Raw genomic sequence first — 2,867 nt, forward strand, 5'->3', positions numbered from 1 at the left:
CATGGCGGCCTGATGATCAACCGCCCGGCCGCACACGGAAATCCTGACAGTCCCTGGAAACTTCGACCCCTGTTCTGGCAATCTATACCGCCGGCTTCTCCGGTCGCCCCGGTGCTGCGCTTCTAAGCCACGAGTCACTGATCATCATGGCATGGCAGGGAATGATGGCTCAGGCCATCAGCGAGGACAGCGCCTACCTTGTGTCAGGTCCGATGTTCCACATCGGTGTCATGATGGGCACGCTTGGCACCTTCCTCGCTGGCGGTCGAAACGTCTTCGTTGCGCGCGTGGACGCGAGTGAGCTGTTGGAAAGCATTCAGGCGAATCGCGTGACCCACGCCTTCATCGCTCCGCCTACGATCGCGCAGATGCGGGCGGTTAACGCGGATGGAGCGTACGACGTGTCCTCGTTGTTCGCCGACGCGCAGCTCTCGGACTATCGGATCCCCTTGGTTATGCCCGCGCACGCCCCATCGATGAAGCGGATGGGGGGATACGGTCAGACGGAGATCGGCGGCTTGTCATCCGTCCTTTGGATGGGGGGAACGGGCGCGGGACGTTCGATTCCCTTCGTCCAGTTCAAGATCGCGGACGACGCAGGCACGGAGATTGCGCACGGGGAGACCGGCGAGATCCTAGCTAGGGGGCCACTTGTCATGTGTGGCTATTGGAACCGGCCCGAGGAGAACGAGCGTCGCGTCGTGGATGGTTGGCATCGTACGAACGACCTGGGGCGGCGGGCGCCGGATGGCAGCCTCGTCTTCGTCGGCCCGAAGACCGGCATGATCAAGACGGGCATCGAGAACGTCTACCCGGCCGAGGTGGAGAACTGTCTGCGCACGCACGAGGGCGTCGCTGATGTCTGCGTCATCGGGGTTCCGGATCCCACATGGGACCAGAACGTGAAGGCGGTAATCGTCCGGAAGCCGGGAACCTCGCCCACTGCTGAAGATCTAATCGAGCACTGCCGCGCCCGTCTCGCCAGTTACAAGAAACCGAAAACGGTGGAGTTCGTCGATGCTCTGCCGCGTAACTCGAGCGGCTTCGTCGATCGAGCCGCTGTGGATCTCGCCCATGGCGGCGGCGGGTACCCCAGCGTCGGCTAGGCTCTCAAAGGCATGATCTGCCCGGCCAGGACGAACCAGACGCCATGTAACCAGATGTCGGTGAGGGCCGACACTGGTTGCACGGCCTCTGCTAACGCGTTTTTCGATTTAGCGATACGATGGCTGAACCCCGGATCGATCCGTGACCCGGGATCCGCTCCTTATCGATCGGCTCTGAGATACTTGCGCTGCTCCGCCACGACCTCCCGCATGGCCGCCTTTGCGTCCCGGCAGAAATACGGCATGTTGACATAACCGTGCGGCATGGCCGTGTAAGCCGTGAGCCTTGTCGGCACACCCGCGTCTCGCAGTGCTTCCGCATAGGCCACGCCGTCATCGTAGAGCGGATCGTAGCTCGCGATCTGAACTAGCGCTGGAGGTAGGTTTTCCTTGTCACGCGCCCGCAGCGGCGACAGCCGCCAATCGTTCGTCGGGTCTCCTTTCCCGGCATAGGACTCCTCGCAAGCGTCGAGCGCATTTCCGACGAGCACCGGCCCTTTCATATTCTGGCGTCGGGAGCGCGTCGAGTTCCGCAGATCTGTTGCAGGATATAGAAGCACCTGGTGATCGATGACCGGTCCACCTTGTTCGCGCGCCATCAAGGTTACGGCGGCTGCGAGATTTCCGCCAGCGCTCTCTCCCATGACGCCTAGGCGCTTCGCGCGCGCGCCGAGCATCTCCATGTTACTCGCAGCCCATGCGAGCGCATCGTAGCAATCGTGCAGGCCCGCCGGGAACGGGTGTGTAGGTGAGAGACGATAATCAACGGAGACGACGATAGCGTCCAGGTCGCGCGCGATGGTGCTCGCAATCCAATCGGCCGTGCTGAGATCGCCAACCGCCCATCCACCACCGTGAAATTCCACGACGAGGGGCCGAGGCGCGGTCTCGAGCGCCTCGGGCGTGTATATCCTCACCTTGATCGGGCCGTCGCGTCCTTCGATCGACTTGTCCACGCACGTCACCCCGTCGCGCTTGAAGCCCATGATGGCGCCCTTCAGCGCCCCGCCGGACCTTCCTGCGGACGCCATCTTTCCCGACGCGAGCAGATCGACCGTAATGTCGCCTGCACCGGCCATGATGCGCGCGAGTGCTTTGACGCGCGTCGGGAGGGGCTGCTTGATTATGGGAACTTGCGTGAACGATGCTTGATTGACCGAGCGTGCTTCCGCAGCGTCAAATAGGTTGATCGCGGCTCCTGCGTCACGCTTTCTGCTTGCGACAATCACGGCCGTTGCGGCAAGTCCGAGTCCGACGCCTAATAGCGTAGTCGAAGTTCGGGATCTGTTCACACCGCGCGCTCCTATCTGGTTTATGGACTGCTAAGATCGGCTACGTTCCTCGAAGGTACCCATCACCGCCCCGTCTGTCAATCGGCGTCCAAAAAGGACCCCCTATCGGCGTCCAAAAGAGACCCCCTTCGTCGAGCAGCGTGACAGGTATGACGGGCGCGCCGTTCGCGCTGGTTGCGGCGTAGGGCGGGCGTAGCCCGACCGGAGGCGCAACCAGCGCGAAGCGTTCTCTGCCGGGTGCCTCGGGCGTCAGCTGCGGTGTTTGAAGCGCCAGCTGTCGTTGCCGGTCTCGACGATGTCGCAGTGGTGGGTAATGCGGTCGAGCAGCGCGGTGGTCATCTTGGGGTCGCCGAAGACAGTCGGCCACTCGCCAAAGGCGAGGTTGGTCGTGACGATGACGGAGGTGCGCTCGTAGGGGTGACTACACGAAAGTGACGTATCTGCACGCTAAGGGCGAACAAATCCGGTA

The 2,867-nt window shown here is 62.4% G+C and carries 2 protein-coding genes and 1 pseudogene; 1 reads left to right on the top strand and 2 read right to left on the bottom strand.

Translation table 11 applies throughout. The features are described 5' to 3' along the window. Nucleotides 1-74 precede the first annotated feature (74 nt). A complete protein-coding gene (locus tag AX692_RS11990; protein WP_269135525.1) occupies nt 75-1,106 on the top strand; it encodes an AMP-binding protein in 1,032 nt (343 codons plus the stop codon). Nucleotides 1,107-1,267: 161 nt separating this feature from the next. Here the strand turns inward: AX692_RS11990 and AX692_RS11995 are convergent, their stop codons facing one another. Together AX692_RS11995 and AX692_RS19055 are read right to left on the bottom strand one after the other, a co-directional pair. After that, nucleotides 1,268-2,335: an alpha/beta hydrolase gene (locus tag AX692_RS11995; RefSeq protein ID WP_066117161.1), complete on the bottom strand. Its 1,068-nt coding sequence runs from the start codon at nt 2,333-2,335 to the stop codon at nt 1,268-1,270. A 312-nt stretch (nt 2,336-2,647) separates the two neighbouring features. Beyond that, nucleotides 2,648-2,812, bottom strand: a pseudogene (locus AX692_RS19055) (ATP-binding protein); the annotation flags it as partial. Between the last annotated feature and the right edge of the window lie 55 nt (nt 2,813-2,867).

It is taken from the genome of Erythrobacter donghaensis (assembly GCF_001557325.1).
GTDB classification, from domain to species: Bacteria; Pseudomonadota; Alphaproteobacteria; order Sphingomonadales; family Sphingomonadaceae; genus Erythrobacter; species Erythrobacter donghaensis_B.